At 68.0% G+C, this 21,469-nt stretch carries 21 protein-coding genes; 2 read left to right on the forward strand and 19 right to left on the reverse strand.

The window, feature by feature from the left end:
- Genes C7389_RS06890 through C7389_RS06910 form a run of 5 tightly spaced genes read right to left on the reverse strand, consistent with a single transcriptional unit; the run spans position 1 to position 6,355 of the window.
- Positions 1–948, reverse strand: a complete 948-nt coding sequence (locus tag C7389_RS06890; RefSeq protein WP_162851691.1) for a glycosyltransferase family 2 protein — start codon at positions 946–948, stop codon at positions 1–3.
- 18 nt (positions 949–966) lie between these two features.
- The gene (locus C7389_RS06895) at positions 967–2,724 is read right to left on the reverse strand and encodes a hypothetical protein (protein ID WP_133589689.1); all 1,758 of its coding nucleotides are present in this window, start codon (positions 2,722–2,724) and stop codon (positions 967–969) included.
- Complete coding sequence (locus tag C7389_RS06900; protein ID WP_133589690.1) at positions 2,724–3,692, reverse strand: polysaccharide deacetylase family protein; 969 nt, start codon at positions 3,690–3,692, stop codon at positions 2,724–2,726. Before C7389_RS06900 ends, C7389_RS06895 begins: the two co-directional genes overlap by 1 nt.
- The gene (locus tag C7389_RS06905) at positions 3,689–5,080 is read right to left on the reverse strand and encodes a phenylacetate--CoA ligase family protein (protein ID WP_133589692.1); all 1,392 of its coding nucleotides are present in this window, start codon (positions 5,078–5,080) and stop codon (positions 3,689–3,691) included. Before C7389_RS06905 ends, C7389_RS06900 begins: the two co-directional genes overlap by 4 nt.
- A gap of 18 nt (positions 5,081–5,098) precedes the next feature.
- Complete coding sequence (locus tag C7389_RS06910) at positions 5,099–6,355, reverse strand: glycosyltransferase (RefSeq protein ID WP_211168185.1); 1,257 nt, start codon at positions 6,353–6,355, stop codon at positions 5,099–5,101.
- 197 nt (positions 6,356–6,552) lie between these two features.
- Between C7389_RS06910 and C7389_RS06915 the strand changes: the two genes are divergently transcribed.
- Complete coding sequence (locus C7389_RS06915) at positions 6,553–7,299, forward strand: tetratricopeptide repeat protein (RefSeq protein ID WP_162851692.1); 747 nt, start codon at positions 6,553–6,555, stop codon at positions 7,297–7,299.
- Between the two features lie 47 nt (positions 7,300–7,346).
- On the opposite strand, the gene argB is transcribed toward C7389_RS06915, so the two are convergent.
- The 4 genes from argB to C7389_RS06935 form a co-directional block, all read right to left on the reverse strand.
- Positions 7,347–8,252, reverse strand: coding sequence for an acetylglutamate kinase (argB, locus tag C7389_RS06920; RefSeq protein WP_133589696.1), 906 nt, complete (start codon positions 8,250–8,252; stop codon positions 7,347–7,349).
- Positions 8,253–8,285: 33 nt separating this feature from the next.
- A complete protein-coding gene (locus C7389_RS06925; RefSeq protein ID WP_133589698.1) occupies positions 8,286–9,446 on the reverse strand; it encodes a VanZ family protein in 1,161 nt (386 codons plus the stop codon).
- 4 nt (positions 9,447–9,450) lie between these two features.
- Positions 9,451–10,611: a right-handed parallel beta-helix repeat-containing protein gene (locus C7389_RS06930; protein WP_133589700.1), complete on the reverse strand. Its 1,161-nt coding sequence runs from the start codon at positions 10,609–10,611 to the stop codon at positions 9,451–9,453.
- Between the two features lie 168 nt (positions 10,612–10,779).
- The gene (locus tag C7389_RS06935) at positions 10,780–11,199 is read right to left on the reverse strand and encodes an Hsp20/alpha crystallin family protein (RefSeq protein WP_133589702.1); all 420 of its coding nucleotides are present in this window, start codon (positions 11,197–11,199) and stop codon (positions 10,780–10,782) included.
- 159 nt (positions 11,200–11,358) lie between these two features.
- Between C7389_RS06935 and C7389_RS06940 the strand changes: the two genes are divergently transcribed.
- Positions 11,359–11,574 carry a cysteine-rich CWC family protein gene (locus C7389_RS06940; protein ID WP_246034664.1) on the forward strand — a complete coding sequence of 72 codons (216 nt, stop codon included), beginning with the start codon at positions 11,359–11,361 and terminating at the stop codon, positions 11,572–11,574.
- 12 nt (positions 11,575–11,586) lie between these two features.
- On the opposite strand, the gene nudB is transcribed toward C7389_RS06940, so the two are convergent.
- From nudB to pilB, 10 genes are all read right to left on the reverse strand, one after another.
- Positions 11,587–12,045: a dihydroneopterin triphosphate diphosphatase gene (gene nudB / locus C7389_RS06945; protein ID WP_133589704.1), complete on the reverse strand. Its 459-nt coding sequence runs from the start codon at positions 12,043–12,045 to the stop codon at positions 11,587–11,589.
- A complete protein-coding gene (locus C7389_RS06950; RefSeq protein WP_133589706.1) occupies positions 12,042–12,437 on the reverse strand; it encodes a barstar family protein in 396 nt (131 codons plus the stop codon). The genes nudB and C7389_RS06950 overlap by 4 nt, the downstream gene beginning before the upstream one ends.
- Positions 12,434–12,787, reverse strand: coding sequence for a guanyl-specific ribonuclease (locus tag C7389_RS06955; protein WP_133589708.1), 354 nt, complete (start codon positions 12,785–12,787; stop codon positions 12,434–12,436). The genes C7389_RS06950 and C7389_RS06955 overlap by 4 nt, the downstream gene beginning before the upstream one ends.
- 31 nt (positions 12,788–12,818) lie before the next feature.
- A complete protein-coding gene (locus tag C7389_RS06960; protein ID WP_133589710.1) occupies positions 12,819–14,459 on the reverse strand; it encodes a response regulator in 1,641 nt (546 codons plus the stop codon).
- A 138-nt stretch (positions 14,460–14,597) separates the two neighbouring features.
- Positions 14,598–16,397, reverse strand: coding sequence for an aspartate--tRNA ligase (aspS, locus tag C7389_RS06965; RefSeq protein WP_133589712.1), 1,800 nt, complete (start codon positions 16,395–16,397; stop codon positions 14,598–14,600).
- A 58-nt stretch (positions 16,398–16,455) separates the two neighbouring features.
- The gene (locus C7389_RS06970) at positions 16,456–17,082 is read right to left on the reverse strand and encodes a DUF502 domain-containing protein (protein WP_133589714.1); all 627 of its coding nucleotides are present in this window, start codon (positions 17,080–17,082) and stop codon (positions 16,456–16,458) included.
- Between the two features lie 19 nt (positions 17,083–17,101).
- Positions 17,102–17,380: an FmdB family zinc ribbon protein gene (locus C7389_RS06975; RefSeq protein WP_133589716.1), complete on the reverse strand. Its 279-nt coding sequence runs from the start codon at positions 17,378–17,380 to the stop codon at positions 17,102–17,104.
- A gap of 157 nt (positions 17,381–17,537) precedes the next feature.
- Positions 17,538–18,389 carry a prepilin peptidase gene (locus C7389_RS06980; protein ID WP_133589718.1) on the reverse strand — a complete coding sequence of 284 codons (852 nt, stop codon included), beginning with the start codon at positions 18,387–18,389 and terminating at the stop codon, positions 17,538–17,540.
- Positions 18,390–18,427: 38 nt separating this feature from the next.
- Positions 18,428–19,666 carry a type II secretion system F family protein gene (locus C7389_RS06985; protein WP_133589720.1) on the reverse strand — a complete coding sequence of 413 codons (1,239 nt, stop codon included), beginning with the start codon at positions 19,664–19,666 and terminating at the stop codon, positions 18,428–18,430.
- A gap of 18 nt (positions 19,667–19,684) precedes the next feature.
- Entirely contained in the window at positions 19,685–21,403 is a 1,719-nt protein-coding gene (gene pilB / locus C7389_RS06990) for a type IV-A pilus assembly ATPase PilB (protein WP_133589722.1), read from the reverse strand.
- Positions 21,404–21,469 lie beyond the last annotated feature (66 nt).

Here is a 21,469-nt window from a genome sequence, read left to right on the forward strand (position 1 = left end):
CTAGCGCCGTAGCAGCAAGCGCAGCAAGGTGGCCGGACCGCTCAGCAACAGCCCCGTATCCTGCTTCAGCAACTCGAAGAACTCACCCGGCACCGCCTCGCGCCGGCGCAGGCAGGCGAACAGCCCCTGCCAGACGTCGCGGCGCCCCACCGCGATGCGCTCTCCCAGGCGTTCGGCCGCCACCGGAAAACCCTGCACCAGCGGCTTCATGGCGATGCGCGATTTCAGGTAGTAGAGGCTGCGCAGGAAGGCGGCGCGGGAGTTCCAGCCGCCTTCGGAGAAGATGTTCACCCCGCGGCCGCGCACGGTATCCACCCGGCTGGAGATCAGCATGCGCGGCCGGCGCGCGGCCAGCATGGTGACGAAGAGGCCGTCCTCGCCTGAGGTGCGCAGCCGGCTGTCGAAGCGGATGTCGGCTATCAGTTCGCGGCGCACCGTCAGCACGCTCAACTGGCCGATGGGCCCGCACACCGAGTAGTTGATGAGCTCGTCCGCCAGCGCCCGCGCCCAGGGTGGGTCCTGCAGCGGCGTCAGTCGCAGGCGGTCGCCATAGAAGCGGGCGTGGGCCAGCTTGTCGCCGCCATCCACCTGCCAGTCCGAGGTGTAGGCGTCGTAGCCCAGCTCGAAGGCACGCAGCGCGGCGCTGAGGTGGTCCGGCTGCCAGCTGTCGTCCGAGTCCAGGAAGGCGACGTAGCTTTCCTCACCCAGTGCATCCAGCGCTAGATTGCGCGCCGCGCCGGGGCCGCCGTTGGGCTGCTTGAGGATGCGGAGCTGGAAATTGGCCGGCCAGGAAACCTGGGCCACCTCCGGCTCCGGCGGCGCGGGCGACGCGTCGTCGGCGACATAGACATGCACCGGCAGGGCCACGTCCTGGGCGGCGACGGAGCGCAGCGCGGCGGCGAGGATGCCGGGCTGGCGCTGGTAGTAGGGAATGATGACGGCGAACACGATGGGCGGCTCGAGAGCTTACTGATCTGGGGACGGCGGCAGCGCCAGAGCCAGCCGCCAGCGGTGGGTGCCGGCGGCGAGCCGGCGGCGCGGCAGGCAGCGGCCCAGGCCGCCGGGCAGCGTGACGGGCAGCGCGCACTCCTGCCAGCTTTGGTCGGCCGGCGCGTGTGGTTCGGCTTCCGCTAGCTGCCAGCCGGCGTCGGCCATCAACGCATGGCCCTGGGGATTCAGGTACTCGATGGCGCCCTGCGCGCTCACCTCCAGCTGCAGCTCGCGGCTGATGCGCGGCGGCGCCAGGCCCAGCTCCATCACCAGCCGGCCTTTCAGGCCAGGCAGGCGCTGGCGACGCAGGGATTCGCTGCGGCCGAGGCGGCCGCTGAGGAAGCGCCAGTCGAAGGCGGCGACCAGCCGGCGCCAGGCGGTGTCGGGCGGCCTGCGGGTCAGCGCGCGCGCGCTGCCGTCCAGTACGACGCGGCAGCCTTCGGCCTGGGGCTCGATGGTCACTTCATCGAAATCGCTCAGCGCGTACAGCCGGCCGCCGGCGCGGAACAGCGGCGTCCAGCCGGCGAGGGCGGGTTGGGCGAGCAGTTCGGCGAGCGGGCGGCGCAGCGGCGGCGGCAGCAAGGGCTGGCCGTCGGCGGAGACGAAATGGAAAGGCTGGCCACCGGCGTAGCGCAGTTCGGCTTCGTTGAGGCTGAAGGCCTGCGGCAGCTGGCCGCGGGTGCCAAGCGTGAGGCTGGCGCCGCTGGCGCTGCGCAGGCACAGCAGGCCGGCGGCTTCGTCATGGAAGCGGGCGGGGCGCTGGCCGCCTTGCCACTGGATCTCGCGGAGGGCGGCCGGTGCTTCGGTGTGCTTGCTCAGGTGCAGGGCGAAGGCGACGACGCCGGCGGTCCAGGCGTTGTACACCGACAGATGCATGTAGTTGTCCCAGCCGGCATCGGCGGCCCAGGCGCCAGCGGGGGTCAGCCACAGCAGGCCGTCGGCGCGGAACTGGCTGGCCAGTCGGGTAGCCAGGGCGGCGGCTGGGGCCGGGCCGTCGCAGCGGGGGGCGAGCAGCAGCAGGGCGGCGAGCAGACAGCCATCGCCGAACAGGGCGTGGCTGCTGCGGCCCAGGCCGCCGGCGAGGGCGGCCGCGTCCCAGTAGCGGGCGGCCCAGTCCAGCAGGCGCCGGGCCTGGGCGGCGAGCGCTGCATCGCCATCCAGCCGGGCGAGCAGGGCGGTGAGGAAGAGTGCCTTGTGGTGATAGGCCTGCGGCGTGGCGACGTGACCGGCCGGGCGGGCGGGAAAGTCGATGAAGCCACCGTCGGCGGTCGTCCAGCGCTGGAGCAAGGCGAGGAATTCGTCGCGCGCCTCGATGCGCTCCTGGCTGTCGCCCCCAGTCTCCAGAACTTGGGTGGCGGCGGCCAGCAGGCTCCAGTTGTTGGACGGGTAGGGCGGCCGCAGCGGGCAGCGGGCGAGGCCGGCGGCGAGCTTGGGGGCGAGGGCTGCGTCGTCTGTCTGCAACTGGCGCAGCAGCAGGAGTAGCAGGCGATTGAAGGGCAGGTGGCCCAGCTTCTCGGCCGGCGTGGCCAGCCAGGCGTCCAGCGCGATGGTCGCGGCAGCGGCTTGGCCGGCGGCGGACAGGGCCAGCGCGGTGCTCAGGTTGCCGTAGTGATCCGGTGGCGTCGGCGCGTCCAGCAGCGGATCGTGCAGGCCGCCGGCCGGCCGCAGCTGTGCGGCGAGCGCAGGCAGCAGGCGGGCGAGCAGGGCCTCGGCCGCGGCGGTGGCGCGGTCCATCAGTGGTAGAGGTTGCGCAGCAGACGCAAGGCGAAGCGGCCGGGCGTCTTGTCCCACGGGGTGAAGCGCGGCAGCTGGTAGGGGTCGCTGTCCGCGCTGGCGGCGCCGTAGTTGGTGGAGACGGCGGCGTCGAAGCCGCAGGAGCGGGCCAGCGCGACGTGTTCCTCGGTGTAGTCCTTGCCCTTGCGGCCGTTGGGGTAGGCGAAGAGGCGCGGCGATTCGCCGAGGATTTCCTCCAGCCTGGCCTTGCCGAGGCGGATCTCCTGCTCGGCGGCGGCGAGGTCCTGGCGCGCCAGGATGGGGTGGCTGTCGGTGTGGCCGCCGATCTCCATGCCCAGGGCGCGCAGTTCGCGCAACTGGGCGCTGCTCATCATCAGGTCGTCCGGCAGGGTGACGCCGAAGCTGGCGGCCAGCGCCTCCGCGGCCTGCAGCCGGGTTTCAGGCGGCAGGTACTTGAAGTGGGACACGAGCACGCCGACCAGTTTGTGGCGGTCCGCCGCGCTGGCGAGCGGATGGCTGCCAAGGCCGAGCGCGGAGAGGTCGCACCGTTCGCCGGGCAAGCGGCGGGCGAGCTCGATCAGGGTGTCGTTGAACATGCGGCCGCCGTCCAGGTAGCCGGTGGCGATGAAAAAGGTGGCCGGCAGGCCCAGCTCGCGCAGGATGGGCGCGGCGATGGTGAGGTTGTCGGCGTAGCCGTCGTCGAAGGTGACGCAGGCGGCGCGCGGCGGCAGGCTGCCCTCGCGCAGGCGTTGCACCGCCTCGCCCAGCGGCAGGACGTTGAAGTGCCGTGCCAGGGTGCGCATCTGCCAGCGGAAGGTGGCAGCGTCCGGGTCGCCGGGCAGCAGCGGGTCGGGCGCTGGCAGCACGCGGTGGAAGATCAAGGTGCTGAGGCGGGCGCGGCGGCCGCCGGGGGAGGCGAGGCCGAGGGCGGCGCGTACCGCCGGGGTGAGCAGGGCGTCGGCGTTCATGCGGGCTGTTCTTCGCGGGCGTGGGGCGGGGCAGGCTGGGCGGTGTCGACCAGGCAGACGATGTGGCGGAACTTGCCGTTGGGCATGGGCGGGATCTCGTCGACGGCGTCTACCGCGACCGCGACGTCCCCGCCCAGGCGGGCGCGGAAGGCGGCGATCAGCGCGTCGGCGACGCCGGCCGGCACGCCGCCCTGCATGCGCAGCAGCAGGCGCACCTGGTCGCGGCGCTCCTGCACGATGCGGTAGGCCTCCAGGCCGGCGAGATCGCGCAGCAGGTGGTTGAAGGCGCTGCCGTGCACCCAGGCGCCGTCGCTGGCGATCAGGCCGTCGTTGGCGCGGCCGCCGATCTCGGCCAGCAGCGGCAGGCCGCGGCCGCAGGCGCAGGGCGTGGCGGACAGGCGGCCGCGGTCGCCGGTGCGGTAGCGGATGAAGGGGAACTCCGGGCCGGCGAGGTTGGTGACGACGATGTCGCCCTCTTCGCCGGCTGGCAGGCGGTGTCCGGCTTCGTCCACGACTTCGACGATGACTTCTTCCGCCGTCAGGTGCAGGCCGCCCTGAGGGCATTCGCGGGCGAGGAAGCCGGCGTCGCGCGCGCCATATTCATTGGCGACGCCGCAGCCGAAGACCTGGCCGATGGCCTCGCGCCATTCCGGCCGCAGCACTTCCGAGGTGCAGAAGGCGACACGGATACCGAGCTCGTCCATGCGCAGGCCGCGGGCGCGGGCATGGAAGGCGAGTCGGGACAGCGCCGAGGGGTAGCCGAACAGCATGCGCGGCCGGCTGCGGCGCAGGTCGGCGAGGATGGCGTCCATGCGCGCCGGGGTGAGGTCGTGGGTGGGAATCAGCCGGGAGCGCAGCAGGCGGTCGCGCCACTCGCGCAGTCTGTCCTGGGCGCTATGCTCGATGGCCGAGCCCCACAGCACCGCTTCCGGATCGCCGATGTCCACGTCCCACCAGCGCATCGCCCGCCACTTGGCGGCGATGTCGAAGCTGACGCGATGGCGGCCGAGCAGGAAGCGCAGCGGCTCGCCGGAGGAGCCGCTGGTCTGCTGCCAGGCGGCGTCGACCGCGCCTTCGGCCTGCCAGGCGCTGCCCTGGCTGCGGATCAGCGCCTTGTCGGTAACGGGCAGCAGGGCGAGATCGTCGAGCGAGCGGAAATCCGCCGCGGTCAGCTTCGCCTGGGCGAACAGTTCGCGGTAATAGGGGACGCGGGCGGCGGCCTGGGCCAGCAAGCGGCGCAGCCGCTCCAGCTGCAGGGCCTGCAGGCCGGCGGTGTCCAGCCACTGGCTGCGCTCCAGTTCGCGCAGGATGGCGACGGTGTCGTGGCGCTTCAGGCGCTCGTGCAGCGGGAACAGCAACCGGGAGGCGAACAGGGTGTAGGCGCTCATGGAGGGGGTCTGGCGGCGCTACTTCGCGCCGTCGGCCAGGCCGTCGCCGGCGGCCGGCACGGCAGCCGCCGCGGGCGCGGTGATGGCCTGGAAGGCGGCGAGCAGCTGCGGGATGCGTGTCTGCCAGGCGTTGATGCGGGCGTGTTCCAGGATGGCCTCCCGCTTCCACTCGCGCTCGAAGGCCGCGCGCAGGGCGTCGCGCAGGGCGTCGGCATCGCCATAGGGCACCAGCAGGCCGACATCGTCCGAGCTGACCACTTCCGCATTGCCGCCGACCCGGGTGGTGACGATGGGCAGGCCGCAGGCGGAGGCTTCGAGGAAGACGTTGGCCCAGCCCTCGAAGCGGGTGGCGAGCACGAAGACGTCGCCGGCGGAATAGACGTAGCGCAACTCGTCCGGCGACTTCGCGCCTATCAGGTGCACGCAGTCCTGCAATCCGAGGGCGGCGATCTGCGCCTCCAGCTCGGCGCGGTTGTTCCCTTCCGGGCTGGCGCCGCCGGCGACCACGAAGTGGATGTCGCCATGGCTCTGGCGCAGCTGCGGCAGCACCTCGATGACGCGGTGGAAGCCCTTGCGCTCGGTGAGGCCGCCGACGGACACCAGCATGCGCACGCCTTCCGGCAGGCCGAGGCGGCGGCGGCTTTCTGCCTGGTCCTCGGGGCGGAAGCGGTCCAGGTCCACGCCGTTGCCGACCACCTGTAGGTGAGCCGGGTCGTGGCCCCAGGAGATGGCGTCCTGGCGCAGCGAGTCGGCGACCGAGAACACCCGGGCAGCGTCGTGTATGGCCTGGTCGATCTGGCGCTTCTGCGCCTTGCTGCGGCCGAAGCGCAGCAGGCTGCCGCGCAGGGTGATGGTGTAGGGCACGCCTAGCCAGCGCGACAGCAGGCGGGCGGCGGCGCCGTCCGGATAGACGAAGTGGGAATCGATCAGCTCGTAGCCGAATTCCCGCTTCAGCCGGCGCATCAGCGGCAGGCTGCCCAGCGCCTGCAGCCAGGCGTCGCTCCACTTCAGGACGCCGGGGAAGCAGAAGAAGCGCGGGTGATAGACGCGGATGCCGTCCTGCTCCTCATAGGCCGGCACTGCCGGCCGGTAGTGCGGCCGCAGGCGGCGCAGCAGGCCCTGGAAGGGGAACCAGGGCACCGGCGCCACCACCACCAGGTCCAGCTCGGCGGCCACGCGGCGCATGCGTTCGCGCACGAACAGGCCATAGTTGGGCTGGGCGCTGTTGGGATAGACGCGGGTGTAGACCACCAGGCGGGGGCGCGGATGGGTCACGCTCCGGGAACTCCTGCAAGATGTACGTGGGGGACGGCAAGCGCGCTGCCGGCCGGAACAGTAGCAGATTATCCCGGCTTTCCCGGCGTCATGTCTCGGAGATATTTCCCACCGGCGGACACCGCGAATGCTTGCAGTATCATCATGGGCCGGCGGCGCGGGCGGCCGGGCCTTGCGGCCTTATCGAGGAACACGGGATGCAGATGGGCAACAGAATTCGGAGTGTGGCGCTGGCCGGCTGGGCCTTGCTGGCGAGCGGGAGTGCGCTGGCGCTGGGCAGCGAGTGCGGCGACCCCTTCCACAACGCCACCGGGCCGTTCGACTACCGCTATCCCGAAGGCAAGATGCTGGGCATGGTGGAACACCGCCACTACACCGAAGACATCCGCCAGCTGCGACGTGGCACCACCGGTGCCCTGGCGGGCGACCTGGCTTACACGCTGCGCGTCTTCCCCAACCACTATCGTGCCTTGCAGACGATGAGCGAATGGTCGTTCAAGACCAGGAGCAAGAAGCCGGAAGGCCAGCCCTACGTGGTGGAGTGCTGGTTCGAGCGCGGTCTGCATTACGCGCCGGACGATCCGATGGTGAAGCTGGTGTACGGCATCCACCTGATCAAGGCGGGGCGGCCGCAGGACGCGGTGAAACAGCTGGAGGCAGCCATCGCCGAGGATCCGAACAATGCCAGCAGCTACTACAACCTGGGCCTGGCGTACGCCGATCTGAAGGACTACGAGAAGGCGCTGCCGAACGCGCAGCGGGCGTACGAACTGGGCTTTCCGCTGCCGGGGCTGCGCCAGCGCCTGGTGAAGGCCGGCGTGTGGCGCGAGCCCGAGCCGAAGGCGCCTGAGCAGGGCGCAACGGGGGAGAACAAAGAAATTCCGGCGGCCAGCCCGCCGGTTGAGGATGCGCCCGCTGCGGGCGCGCCTGCCGCGGCGCAGTAAGGCGGGCAAGGCCCGTTCCGGCCCTGGAGCCGGAGCGGGCGACGTTCTTACTTGCTCTTGATCATGGTGCCGACGCCGTGGTCGGTCAGGATCTCCAGCAGCAGGCAGTGTTCGACGCGGCCGTCGATGATGTGCACCGACTTCACGCCGTTGCGCGCCGCGTCCAGCGCGGAACTGATCTTGGGCAGCATGCCGCCGGACAGCGTTCCGTCGGCCACCAGGTCGTCGATCTGGCGCGGGGTGAGGCCGGTCAGCAGGGTGCCGGCCTTGTCCAGCACGCCCGGCGTGTTGGTGAGCAGCACCAGCTTTTCCGCCTTCAAGATCTCGGCCAGCTTGCCGGCGACCACGTCGGCGTTGATGTTGTAGGTCTCGCCTTCCTCGCCGACGCCGATGGGCGCGATCACCGGGATGAAATCGCCCTGGTCGAGGAAAGAGATCAGGCTGGGGTCGATCTGGGTGATCTCGCCGACCTGGCCGACATCCACCGTGTCTCCCGGCGGCGCGTCCTTCTTCTGCATCAGCAATTTCTTGGCGCGGATGAAGCTGGCGTCCTTGCCGGTGAGGCCGACGGCCTTGCCGCCGTGCTGGTTGATCAGGTTGACGATCTCCTTGTTCACCTGGCCGCCCAGCACCATCTCCACCACTTCCATGGTCTCGGCATCGGTCACCCGCATGCCCTGGATGAACTCGCCCTTCTTGCCGACGCGGTTCAGCAGGCTCTCGATCTGAGGTCCGCCGCCGTGCACCACGACCGGGTTCATGCCGACCAGCTTGAGCAGCACCACGTCGCGCGCGAAGCTGTCCTTCAGCTTGGCGTCCGTCATGGCGTTGCCGCCGTACTTGATGACGATGGTCTTGTCGAAGAAGCGCTTGATGTAGGGCAGGGCTTCGGCAAGGATTTCGGCCTTCAGGCCGGGGGTGACCGGGAGGGGCGTAGCCGGGGCGGTGCTCATGTCTTGGGTCCGTCTGGGGTGGTGGGGCGAATTCTAGGCGATACGCCGGCGGGGCGTCGAACCGCTGCCGCGGCGTACCGGCACGGCGACACGGCTGCGGGCGAAGGCGAAGGCCAGGCAGAGCGCCAGCAGCGGGTCGGTGATCTCGGCCGTGCGGCCGGGCACCCACAACTGGAGGAACTCGATCACCGCCAGCCACAGCGCGGCGGTGAAGGCGGCCGCGCCGGGGCGGGAGCCGTTCTGCTGCAGCAGGTAGAGCAGGGCGCCGTAGAGGTAGCACTTCTCGATCAGGTTCAGGGTGTTGCGCGCCATGTTGCCTTCGAGGAAGCCGTTGAACGGCAGCCATTCGAAACGCCCGGGCGTGGAAACGAAATCGTAGGGCGCGATGCCGCTCAGCAGCAGTGCCAGGAACAGGCCGGCGCAGGCGAGCGCGGCTGCGTGCGGGCGGCGCGCCAGCGGCAGGGCGAGCAGGGCCACGCCCAGCCCGGCGAGGTTGTTCAGGGCCAGCCGGTTGCCGACGAAGAAGGGCTGCAGCGCGGTCACTGCCAGCGCCGCGGCACCCAGCAGCCACAGTGGCCAGCGCCGCAGCGGCGTCGCCCCGGCGATGACGAACCAGGCGAACCAGGCCACTGCGGTGTGGAAGATGCGAGTGGGGTCGACCTGCGGCGACAGGAACACCGGCTTCACCGCGTTGCGCACGTTCTGCAGGTCCAGCGTCGGCACCAGCGGGAACCAGCGATAGGCCAGCCACAGCAGCAGCAGGGTGAGCGGCACCAGCATCGCCGCGTCGGCGGAGAGGCCCAGTGACAGCAGGCGCTTGCCGGCTAGTGCGCCGAGGGCGAAGCCGATGGCCAGGCCCACGGTGTTGAGGATGGCATCGCCGATGGCGGGCACCCGCGCCGGCAGCCACACCTGCGCCACCTGCAGCGCGACCGCCAGCAAGATGCCCAGCAGGGCGATGGCCCAGCCGCTGTACGCCGGCCGTGGCGAGTGCTGTGCCGCCAGCTGGCCGACGATGCCGTAGGGCAGGAAGAGCAGGATGTTGCCGACGATGTCGCCGCGGGTGGTGGGGATGTCCAGGTCCGCGAGCAGCCCCAGCAGTTCGGCCATGCTGCCCTCGTGGGCGGCGAACTCGAAGGGGTAGAGCGAGCCGTAGGAGATCAGGAAGGCAACGAGCAGGAGTAGGGCGCGCATGCGGCTATTCGGCGGATGGGGTTTGAACGGCGCCGGGAGCGAGCGCTTGCGCGGGATCCAGCTGGCGCGTGCCGCGCGGCGGAATGAATTCCCAGCGCGGCGTCAGCTCGCCGTACTGGGTGGCGGGGCCGTCGAAGCGTTGGCCGCGCAGAGGTGAATCGGCCGGCAGGCGAAAATCCGGCGCGGCGGGCGTGCCGGCCTGGCCGGCACGCAGGCGGTGGTTGCCGCCTGAATATTCGTCGTCGGCAATGTCGAAGGCGCCGTTGCCGATCAGCAGGTTGTTGCGCGCCACCACGTCTATGCCGTTGGTGAAGCTTTCGCTCCAGATGCGGACGAAGCGGCCGCCGGCGGGCAAGTCGTCCAGCAGGGTGTTGTGGGCGAGGTAGAGACCATTCTCCGGCCAGAAAGCCTTCTCCGCGCCGTAGGCGATCAGCGAGATGTTCTGGGTGTTGCGCGACTGGCCGATGATGTTGCCCACCACCACCGCGCGGCCGCCCTGGGGAAACTCCAGCTCGTAGGAGGCGCCGCCATCGCTGCCGTCCACCAGGCGGTTGTAGAGGATGAAGTTCTCCCGCGCGCGGGACTTCAGCAGGTGGCCGCGGTAGCCGCCGTGGAAGCTGCTGCCTATCACCGTCAGCCGTGCCATGCGGCCGGCGTAGAGCAGATGGGGCAGCCACTGGTCGTTGTGCGGCGCGTCGCCGAATTCGCTGCCCATGACGATGAGCTCGGACACGCCGTCATTGGAGCTCATGATGCCGGTCTGGTTGTCGAGGAAGCGGCAGTTCACCACCCGCAGACGGCCGTGCTCGAAGCGGATGCCGGCGCCGTTGTTGTACTTCACCCGCGCGCCGCGGAAGGTGAGGTTGTGGATGTCGAAGTCGCCGTTGCGTATCACCCAGATGGCCTTGTTCTCGGCGCTGGCGCCGTCGGCGATGAGCACCGCGCCGCTACCCAGGCCGCGTATGGTGAGGCGGCGCTGTGTCCACACTGCAACGTCGCCGCGGTACTCGCCGGCGGCGATCTCTATCGTGTCGCCATCGGCCGCCGCGCGCGCGGCATCGCTGATGCGGAGGTAGGCCTCGCCCGGCCCCACGCGCAGGGTGGCGGCCCAGGCCGGCAGGCTGACGAGGGCGCAGAGCAGGAGGGCAGGGATCCAGCGCGGCATGGCGAGTGGTGGCGAGTGCGGCGGGTGGCGGAAGGGGAGGCATGAAACGCCCGCGGGATTGTCACCGCTACCGCCGCCATGTTCAATCGCTGGAAATACAAAGGCCGCCCCGGATCGCTCCGGGGCGGCCTCCTTTTCGGCTGCAGGGCCGCCGGAGGGCGGCCGCGCTCAGGAAATGTTCAGGCGCTTGGCCTGGGCGGTCGGCTTGCGCGGCAGCTTCAACGTCAGCACGCCATCGACGAAGCTGGCCGAGGACTGGCCCTCGTCGATTTCCTGGCCAAGCTGGAAACTGCGCGACACCTTGCCGAAGTAGCGTTCGGTGCGCAGCACCCGCTCGCCGTTCTTCACTTCCTTCTCCTGCTTGCGTTCCGCCGAGATGGACACCACCGGGCCGTCGATATGGACGTGAATGTCGTCCTTGGCGATGCCGGGCAGCTCGGCCAACACCTCGTAGCCTTCGGGGTTCTCCTTGACGTCCACCCGCATCTGCGGGGCATCGGCCGCGACGTTGGAGCCGAACTCCACCGGCCGCACGAAGAAGCCGCGGAAGAAGTCTTCCAGAGGATCATGACGGGTCAGGTTGCTCATTTTCGCTCTCCTTTTCGGACCATGCCGGTATTCCCGGCCTCGGTGGAAATATGGGTTCGGGCTGCTAGGTTTCAATACCCCTGCTGCGGGATTCCGATCCATGGCGAGCGACGGCGGCGGCTATGATGGTCTCGGTACGATTGCCGGCGGGGAGCTGTGGTGGAAGAGAAGAAGGAGAGCGTTGCCAGCGTTTGTGCCCGTTGTGGGCAGCGTTTCGTCTGCGGCATGACGGCGGGCGAGGAGAAGTGCTGGTGTGCCGCGTTTCCACCCATCTTCGCGGTGCCGGCCGAGGGCGGCGCCCAGGGCGGCTGCTACTGTCCGGCCTGCCTGGAGGCGCTGGTGGCGGAGCGCCTGAGGAAAGCCGTCCGGCCCTGATCGTGGGTGTGCTCAACCGGCGTCTAACTCGGCGCCCAGCGCCAGGATGGCGTCGCGGTTGGTCCAGGAGCTGGCCTGGGCGGCGGCTGCGCGCCAGCCCAGCCAGTGCAGGTCGCGGTGCTCTGCGGGCGACAGCCGGATCGGCAGTTGCCGGGGCAGCCGCAGGCTGAACCAGTGCTCGGTGTTCTCGCGCACGTCGGGGGCGTAGCGATGCCGCCACGCCGGCAGGATGGGGAAGCGCACGCTGTGCCGGTGGTCGCGGAATTCGCCTGCCTCGGTGGTCAGCCCGGTTTCTTCCTCCAGTTCCCTGCGCGCGGCCTGCTGCGGTGTTTCGCCTGGCTCCAGACTGCCGGTGACCGACTGCCAGAAACCGGGCGGGGTGGCACGCTCAAGCAACAACACCTCGCCAGCGGCGGTATGGACGACGACCAGTACCGAGACCGGCGTCTTGTAGCCGGCGGTTCGCGTCATGCCTCGGCGGCGGTGAGGAAGACGTGGAAGGGCGTGCCATGCTCCCGCCACAGCTCGGCCGCCTCGGCGAGGATCTCGAGCAGGGTTTCCCAGCTGGAGGGGTCGGCGCTGCGCAGCTGCCGGCTGCGAGACAGCACGATGAGGTAGCCCTCAGCGGCCAGCCAAGAGAGATCGCCCAGGCAGTCGGCAAGGGCGTCCCAGTTGTGGCCGAACCAGTCCGGGAAATCCAGGGTGCCGGCGAGGCGGGCCAATAGCCCGGGCTTGTCGACGCAGCCCTCCAGATCGACGGTGAAGGCGCTCAGGCCGGCCGCCCGGCATTGCGCCGGCGGCGGCAGAGGATCGCCTTCAGGATGGATGCCATTGTGCGCGGCGGAGAGTATGGGGTCGGTCATGGCGCGGGGGTGATGCGGCGGAAGCTGCGGTAATGGTCTTCGGTGTAGTAGAAGACCTCGGGCGGTGTGCCGCCGGCGACGATGCGGCGGGCGCCGCGGTTCTGCGCGCCGGGCGTCGGGACGGTGAACTCGCGGTAGTAGCCGCGCTCGGCCTTGGGCAGCAGGCCTTCGCGGTTCTGGAAGACGGTGCCGTCCTTGCGGTAAGGGTAGGGGCCGCCGCGGGCGATCAGTGCCAGCGTGGCATGGGCTTCCGGCGGCAGATCGGCGGCGCGGCCGGCATCGGAGGTGGCGGGGCCGCAGCCGGCAAGGCCGAGGCAGAGCAGAAGCAGGGCGAAGAGGCGGACCAGCATTGCGGAATCGGGAGCGGTAAAGGGGTGGAGCTTACGCCGGGCGGCGCGGAATCCCCTGCGGGCGGATGCCGTAGCGTTGCAGCAGGCTGTGCATGAACTCGCTGATGGCCGACAGCTTGGGATAGGCCGGTGCCAGCCGGCGGGCGCGCTCGATCAGGCCGCGGGCCTGGGCGGCGAAGCGTTCGTTCCAGCCGCGGTGCTCGATGTGCCGCAGCAGGGCGAGGGCGGCGTTGAACAGCACATGCGGGTTGCCAGGCATCTTGCGGGCGGCGTTCATCATCTCGGCGACCGCGCCGTCGTAGTCGCCGGCCCGCGCCTTCTCGGCGCCGGTGCTGATCAGGCCTTTCACCTCGGTCTGGATGCGCTGCTCGATCTGGCGCGAGAGTTCTTCCAGGCCGCGGGAGCGCAGCACCGCGCGGGTGCTTTCCACCGTCTGCTCGTCCGCGGCGTTGCGCAGGATGTCCATGACGACTTCGGTGCCCTGGTCGCCCAACTGGTTGTCGAAGCAGGCTTTGACCAGTTCCTGTTTCAGGCCGACCGAGAGGTGGCCGGCGGCGGCACTGCTCCTGGCTGCCTCCAGCAGTGCTTCCTGGGCGCGCAGCACGTCGCCGCTGCGGGCGTGGACCAAGGCGCTGGACAGGGCCTTGCACAGCTTGGCCTTGGGCATCTCGCCCATGCTCTTGTCCAGGTCGGCGATGGTGGCCTCGGCGCTTTCGAGCTTGCCTTGGTCCAGCTGCGCTTGCACCAGCCGCACATGGTCCTCCGGGTCGCGGAAGTCGGAATATTTGCCCTTGCGCACCACCTCGGCCATGGTGTTTTCGGCGGCGGCGGCGTCACCCAGGGTGAGGGCGAGTTCGCCCAGGTGGCGCAGGCGGTTCAGGCGGTGCGGCGAGCGTTTGGCCGCGGCCTCCACCACCTCGCGGGCCTCGCCGGTGCGGCCGTTCTCCTCGCGGCAGCGGGCGAGCAGATCATAGGCATCGAGGTAGAGGTCGTTTTCGGCGATGAGGTCGGTGAGGAATTCCTCCGCTTCCTCGTAGCGCTTGCGGGTGTAGAGGATGCGCGCCAGCCCCAGCCGCGCCCAGGGCGTGGTGCGGGATTCGAGGATGAGGCGGTAGAGGCTCTCCGCCTGCTCCACATGGCCCATGGCGGCGTGCAGCTCGGCCTGCAGGCGCAGGAAATCGATCAGGTACTGCGGGTATTCGTCCTGCGCCTGCTCGCAGTAGGCCACCGCTTCCACCGAGTCGCCCATCTCGATCAGCTTCCAGGCCGGCAGGAAGGCCTCGCGCTTGTCGAAGGCGCGTTGCAGGCGGGCACGCAGGGTTTCGGCGGTGAGCGGCTTGAGAATGTAGTCGTTGGGGGCGAGTTCGGCGGCGCTGACGACGCGCTCATAGTTGCGCTCGCCGGTGATCATGATGAACAGCGTGTCCAGCGGAATGATCTCGTGGTTGCGCAGGTCTTCGAGCAGGTGCTGGCCGTCCTGCCCCTCGCCGAGGTGGTACTCGCACAGCAGCAGGTTGTAGCGGCGCTCGCGCAGCCGGCGCACCGCCATGCCGGCGGAAGCGGCGAACTGCACCTGTTCCAGGCCGATGGAGGCCAGCATGGTGCGCAGCTGCGCGCGCATGGTGGGCTGGCTTTCTATGACCAGGACGGAGATACCGGCAAGAGAGGCCATGTTCTTGGTCGTATCGGGCGTAAGCGGCCGGGGCTGGCTGGAAAAGCTTACGGCAAATCCGGGGGCGGGCTGAAGGCCCGCCGGACGAAAAAAAAGCGGATGGGATTCATCCGCTTTTTATCGGGGGGCCGGCAAGGATCAGTCGCGGGCGACTTCCACCTGGGTTTCCACCTTCTGACGCAGGCGGATGTGCAACTCGCGCAGCTGCTTCTCGTCCACCTCGCCCGGGGCGTCGGTGAGCAGGCACTGGGCGCGCTGGGTTTTGGGGAAGGCGATGACGTCGCGGATGGATTCAGCACCGGCCATCATGGTGACCACCCGATCCAGGCCAAAGGCCAGGCCGCCGTGCGGCGGCGCGCCGTACTTCAGCGCATCCAGCAGGAAGCCGAACTTGACCTGCTGCTCCTCGGCACCAATGTTGAGCGCCTCGAACACCTTAGCCTGCACGTCGGCGCGGTGGATACGCACCGAGCCGCCGCCGATCTCCCAGCCGTTGAGGGCGAGGTCATAGGCCTTGGCGACGCAGGCGCCCGGGTCGGTGGCGAGCAGGTCCACGTGCTCGTCCTTCGGGCTGGTGAAGGGGTGGTGGCAGGCGGTCCAGCGCTTGTCGTCCTCGTCGTACTCGAACATCGGGAAGTCCACCACCCACAGCGGGCGCCAGGTCTCGCCGGTGACGTAGCCCTTCTCGTGGCCGAGCTTGGTGCGCAGCGCGCCCATGGCGTCGTTCACTACCTTGGCCTTGTCGGCGCCGAAGAAGATGAGGTCGCCGGACTGGGCGCCGGTGCGCTCCAGCACGGTGCGCAGCGCGGTTTCGTTGAGGTTCTTGACGATGGGCGACTGCAGGCCTTCCTCATTCACCTTGGTGACATCGTTCACCTTGATGTAGGCCAGGCCCTTGGCGCCGTAGATGCCGACGAACTTGGTGTACTCGTCGATCTCTCCCCGGCTCAGGCTGGCGCCGCCAGGCACCCGCATGGCGGCGACGCGGCCGCCGCTGTTGGCCGGGCCGGAGAAGACCTTGAAGGCGACGTCCTGCATGGCGTCGGTGACTTCGGTCAGCTCCAGGGTGACGCGCAGGTCAGGCTTGTCCGAGCCGAAGCGACGCATCGCTTCAGCGTAGGTCATGCGCGGGAAGGGGCTGGGCAGCTCCACCGCCAGGGCTTCCTTGAACACGAAGCGGATCATGTCTTCCATGATCGCGGTGATCTCGGTCTCGTTCAGGAAGGAGGTTTCGATATCGACCTGGGTGAATTCCGGCTGGCGGTCGGCACGCAGGTCCTCGTCGCGGAAGCACTTGGTGATCTGGTAGTAGCGGTCGAAGCCGGCGACCATCAGCAGTTGCTTGAAGAGCTGCGGCGACTGCGGCAGGGCGAAGAATTGCCCCGGGTGCACGCGGGACGGCACCAGGTAGTCGCGCGCGCCCTCTGGCGTGCTCTTGGTCAGCATCGGCGTTTCGATGTCGATAAAGCCGGCGCCATCCAGGAAACGGCGGAAGGCCATCGCGACCTTGTAGCGCAGCATCAGGTTCTTCTGCATCTGCGGGCGGCGCAGGTCGATCACCCGGTTGGCCAGGCGCACCGTTTCCGACAGGTTGTCGTCGTCGAGCTGGAACGGCGGGGTGACCGAGGCGTTCAGGATCTGGATGTCGTGGCACAGCACCTCGATCTCGCCAGAGGTGAGGTTGGCGTTCTCGGTGCCGGCCGGGCGGCGGCGCACCTTGCCGCTCATCTGCAGCACGAACTCGTTGCGCACCGACTCGGCGATCTTGAACATATCGGCACGGTCCGGATCGCAGACGACCTGGACCAGGCCCTCGCGGTCGCGCAGGTCGATGAAGATGACGCCGCCGTGGTCGCGGCGGCGATGCACCCAGCCGTTCAGCGTGACGATCTGGTCAAGGTCGGCGGCGGTGACTTTTCCGCAGTAATGAGTTCGCATGGTGTGGAGTTCCGGCAATTCAGAAGGCGGCGCAGGCCGCCGGGGAAGGCAAGGTGCGTTATTCGTTCAACAGCGCGGGCCGCTCGTTCAAGCGGCGCGGCGCGGGGGCGACGACGCCCATCGAGATGATGTATTTGAGGGCCTCGTCCACGCTCATTTCCAGCTCGATGACGTCCGCCGCTGGCATCATCAGGAAGAAGCCCGAGGTCGGGTTGGGCGTGGTAGGCACATAAACGCTGACATAGTCGCCGGCCAGGTGCTGCGCTGCATCGCCGCCGGGCTTGCCAGTCAGGAAGGCAATTGTCCAGGCGCCCTCGCGCGGGTACTGCACCAGCAAGGCCTTGCGGAAGGCTTGGCCGTTACTGGAGAAAAGCGTGTCGGAAACCTGTTTGACGCTGTAGTAGATGGATTTGACCACCGGGATCCTGGCCAGCACCGCCTCCCAAACCTGGACCAGCTTCTGCCCCAGCACATTGGCCGCCACCAGGCCGGTGGCGAGAACGATGAGCACGCTGAGGACCAGCCCGACGCCGGGAATGTTGAAGCCGAACATCACCTTGGGCTGCACGCCTTCCGGCAGCCACAGGATGATTTGGTCCAGGGTGTTTACGATCCAGGCCAGCACCATGAAGGTGATGGCCAGGGGAATCCAGATCAGCAGGCCGGTGATCAGATACTTTTTCACGGGTGACCGGCGCTGCCTGTCAGGAAGGATGACAGGCGCAGCCACCGCCGCAGCCGGCTGCCGGCGCGCTGTCGCTGGACGACGAAGCAGAAGACGAACTGGCGGATTTGCCGCCGCCGTTCTTGAAATCGGTGGCATACCAGCCGCTGCCCTTCAGCTGGAAGCCGGCGGCAGACAACAGCTTGGTGTAGCTCTCCTTGCCGCAGGACGGGCAGGTGGAGAGCGGGGCGTCGCTCATCTTCTGCAGATGTTCTTTCTGGTACCCGCAACTCTCGCAACGATATTCATAGATAGGCATGACGACCTCCGAAAAGGCAAGCGCGTAAGTCTAACGCAACGCAGCATCGGGAAGAAGGGAGGCTGTTCCGTCCCGTAAGCCGGCAACACCGGCTCCGGGGAGAGGGGCAGCTTCGCCGGGATGTGGGGGGCGAAAGCCCGGTTTTCAAGGCCGGATGCTACAGGCGAGCCAGGTAGTAGGCAGTGATCGTGTCACCCCAGAACAGCGCTAGCACACCAGCTGCGGCCAGGTAGGGGCCGAAGGGGATGGGAACGTTGCGCCCATGGCGGGCGAACAGGATCAGTGCGATGCCGACCAAGGCCCCCACCACCGACGAGAACAGGATGGTGAGCGGTAGCATCTGCCACCCCAGCCAAGCGCCGATTGCTCCCAGCAGCTTGAAGTCGCCATAGCCCATGCCTTCACGGCCGGTGAGCAGCTTGAACAGCCAGTACACCGACCACAGGGTGAGATAGCCAGCTGCTGCGCCGACCACCGCATCGGCCAGCGGGGCGTAAGTGGCGCCGAGATTCAGCAGCAGCCCGGCCCACAGCAACGCCAGTGTCAGGCTGTCCGGCAGCAACTGGGTGTCCAGGTCGATGAAGGCGAGCGCGATCATCACCCAGATGAAGAACAAGGCGCCGAGGCCGGCGGTTCCCCAGCCGAAACGCCAGGCCGCATAGCCGGATAGCGCGGCGCTCAGCAGCTCCACGATGGGGTAGCGGATACCGATGCGCGCGCCGCAGTGGCGACAGCGGCCACGCAGTACCAGATAGCTCACCACCGGGACGTTCTCGATGGCGCTGATCTGATGGCCGCAATGGGGGCAGCTGGAGCGCGGCGTGGCCAGGTTATAGCGGGCGGAGGTCGGCGGTTCCTCACCCCGCAGCTCCGCCGCCTGCGCATGCCACTCCTGTTCCAGCATGCGGGGAAGGCGATGGATGACGACGTTGAGGAAGCTGCCGACGAACAGGCCAAGCAGGGCGGCCAGTAGGGTGAAGGCAAAAGGCTCGTGCAGGATTTCTAACATTGACGCGTCGTGGTGAGCCGTCGGAGCGGCAGGCCGGGTCAGACCACCGAGCCGAGTTTGAAGATGGGCAGGTACATGGCAACCACCAGGCCGCCGATGACCGTGCCGAGGAAGACCATGATGATGGGCTCCAGCAGCTGGGACAGGCCGGCGACCGCATCATCCACTTCCTGCTCGAAGAAGTCCGCAACCTTGGCCAGCATGGAGTCGAGCTGGCCGGATTCCTCGCCGATGGACACCATCTGCACGACCATGGTGGGAAACACGTTGGCGTTCTGCATCGAGACGGTGAGGCTGGTGCCGGTGCTGACCTCGTTCTGGATCTGCTTGGTCGCGGTGAGATAGACGTAGTTGCCTGACGCTCCGCCCACCGAGTCCAGCGCTTCGACCAGGGGTACACCGGCTGCGAACATGGTGGACAGGGTGCGTGCCCAGCGGGCGACGGTGGCCTTGCGGATGATCTCGCCGATCACCGGCATCTTCAGCACCATCCGGTCCACCGCGATCTGCATGGCGGAAGATCGTCGATAGGTGTAGGCGATGCCGACCACGGTACCGATGATGATGCCGAACACCAGATACCAGTATGAGACGAAGAAGTCGGACATTGCGATCACCAGCTGCGTCGGCGCTGGCAGGTCCGCACCGAAGCTGGTGAACACGTTCTTGAACTCCGGGATGACGAACAGCATCATCACCGCGACCACCAGCGCGGCGACCACCACCACCGCAATCGGGTAGAACAGGGCGGACTTGATCTTGCTCTTGATCGCCAGGATCTTTTCTTTGTAGGTGGCGATGCGATCCAGCAGGTTGTCCAGGATGCCGGCCTGTTCGCCGGCGGCGACCAGATTGCAGAACAGCTTGTCGAAATAGACCGGATGGCGGCTGAAGGCCTGGGACAGGTTGGAGCCGGTCTCCACGTCGGTGCGCACCTCATTCAGCAGCCGGGCGAGGCTGGGGTTACCCGAGCCCTTGATGCCGATGTCGAAAGCCTGCAGCAGCGGCACGCCGGATTTCATCATCGTTGCCAGCTGCCGGGTGAAGAGGGCGATGTCCTTGTCGCTGATCTTGTGGCCGCGGGAGAGCTTCTGTTTCTTGACCTTGGTGACGAGGATGCCTTGCCGGCGCAGGGTGGCCTGGACCACCGCTTCGCCAGTGGCGCGCATCTCGCCACGAACGATCTTGCCGGTCTTGTCCTTGCCTTCCCAGCTGTAGAGGTCTTCCTTGGGGCCGGTGGCCGCGGGGCGGCGGGGGGCACGGCTTGCTGTGGCCATGATGCGCTTCCTGTTTCCTTATTCGTTGGTCGAAGCCAGCACTTCTTCCAGGGAAGTCACCCCCTGCCTGACCTTGAGCAGGCCGGACTGGCGCAGGTCGCGTATGCCCTCCCGCTGCGCCTGTGCGGCGATGTCCATCGAGTTGCCGTTGGTCATGATGATGTGGGCGATGTCCTCGCTGATCGGCATTACTTGATAGATGCCGACGCGGCCCTTGTAGCCGCTGCCCTTGCAGCGTTCGCAGCCATTGGGCGCGTACGGCTGCCAGCTGCCGTCGAGGTCTTCTTCGCTGAAGCCGGCTTCGAGCAGGGCCTCGATCGGGATGTCCGCCGGCTTCTTGCAGGAACACAGGCGGCGCGCCAGACGCTGGGCGGTGATCATGATCACCGACGAGGCGATGTTGAAGGGCGCGACGCCCATGTTCTTGAGGCGTTCCAGCGTGGTCGGGGCGTCGTTGGTGTGCAGGGTGGACAGCACCAGGTGACCGGTCTGAGCGGCCTTGACCGAGATCTCCGCCGTTTCCAGGTCGCGGATTTCGCCGACCATGATGACGTCCGGATCCTGCCGCAGGAAGGCGCGCAGCGCGGCGGCGAAGGTGAGGCCGGCCTTGTCGTTCACATTGACCTGATTCACCCCCGGCAGATTGATTTCCGCCGGATCCTCGGCGGTGGAGATATTCACGCCGGCCTTGTTCAGGATGTTGAGACAGGTGTAGAGCGAAACCGTCTTGCCCGAGCCAGTGGGGCCGGTGACCAGGATCATGCCGTAGGGGCGCTGCACTGCGTCCAGCAGAGCCTTCTTCTGCTCCGGCTCGTAGCCTAGCGCGTCCACGCCCAGCATGGCGGAGCTGGGATCCAGGATACGCATGACGATCTTCTCGCCATACAGCGTGGGCAGCGTGGAGACACGGAAGTCGATGGCCTTGCTCTTGGACAGCACCAGTTTCATCCGGCCGTCCTGGGGAACCCGTTTCTCGGAGATGTCCAGGCGGGAGATGACCTTGATACGAGCGGCGATCTTCTCTTTCAGCACCAGCGGCGGCTGGGCGATCTCGCGCAGCACGCCGTCGGTGCGTACGCGGATGCGGTAATACTTCTCGTAGGGCTCGAAGTGGATGTCGGAGGCGCCTTCGTTGATGGCGTCGATCAGCACTTTCTGGATGAATTTGACGACCGGAGCGTCGTCGACCTCGTTGCTGCTGTCTTCTGCTGCTGCCTGCTCGCCGGGGGCCTCCTGCTGCAGGAGGTCCATATCGAACTCGTCGCCAGTGAGGTCCTTCAGCGTCTGCTCGGTGGATTCGGACAGCGCCTCTGCGAGCTTGGCGAGCTTGTCCGCTTCCACGACCACCAGATCCACTTGCAGACCGGTCTGAAAGCGGATTTCGTCCAGTACCCGCATGTTCGAGGGGTCTGCCACCGCCAGCAGCAAGCGGTTCTGGCGCCGCCCCAGCGCGACCACCTGATGCTTGCTCATCAGCTTGCGGTCCACCGCGTCGCGGGGAAGGGTGCTGCGATCTACTGCGGCGAGGTCGAGTTGGGGATAGCCGAAAGTTTCAGCGGCAAAGCGGGCGACGTCCCGAGGCGCGAGCAGGCCGCGTTGGGCGACTTCGAGAAGAAAACCGTTGGTGGAACCGCTGGCGTTGGGGGCACAGGCCAGGGCGTCGGCCTCGGAAAGCCGGCCATGCTGGATCAGCGCCCGTGCAAGTCCGCTCAGCGCGGTCTGGGGGTTTGCGGCCATGTCCCGCTCTTAACTAACTGACATTTGATCTTGCACGCCGGGCCGATTCTTGTAAAGGGCGGTGTT

This window comes from Azoarcus indigens, assembly GCF_004361735.1.
Lineage (GTDB): Bacteria > Pseudomonadota > Gammaproteobacteria > Burkholderiales > Rhodocyclaceae > Azoarcus > Azoarcus indigens.